Consider the following 325-nt stretch of genomic DNA (forward strand, 5'->3'; position numbering starts at 1 on the left):
CTCGGGGTTGGTGTTGTGGTCCTGGTTCTGAGTGTTCGGACTCTGGCTGTTGGGGCTGTTGTGGGTGGTGCGGGCGCTGGCTGGGTTCTGGGTGGCGGGGGTCCGGCCGCTGTCTGTGGTGCCGCTGTCGGTTCCGGGTGCGGTGGCCCCGCTGGTGGTGTTCGTCGCGATGTGGGTGAACGTGGTCGGGGCGGCTGTACGGGGGCCGTCTTGGTGGGGGGGCGGGTCGTTGCGGGTCGCGGCGGGTTCGGCGGTGTGGTCGGGGGTGTGTGGTGGGGTGGCGGTGTTCTCGTTGCTGGTTGGGGTGCGCGGGTCGGTTGCCGGA

Annotated in this window: 1 protein-coding gene; it reads right to left on the reverse strand. The window is 70.8% G+C overall.

From position 1 onward, the window contains the following. On the reverse strand, positions 1–325 hold a 325-nt coding region (locus tag ACFHWE_RS23795), incomplete at both ends, for a hypothetical protein (protein ID WP_416604113.1).

This window comes from Nocardiopsis sp. LOL_012 (assembly GCF_048060475.1).
Lineage (GTDB): Bacteria > Actinomycetota > Actinomycetes > Streptosporangiales > Streptosporangiaceae > Nocardiopsis.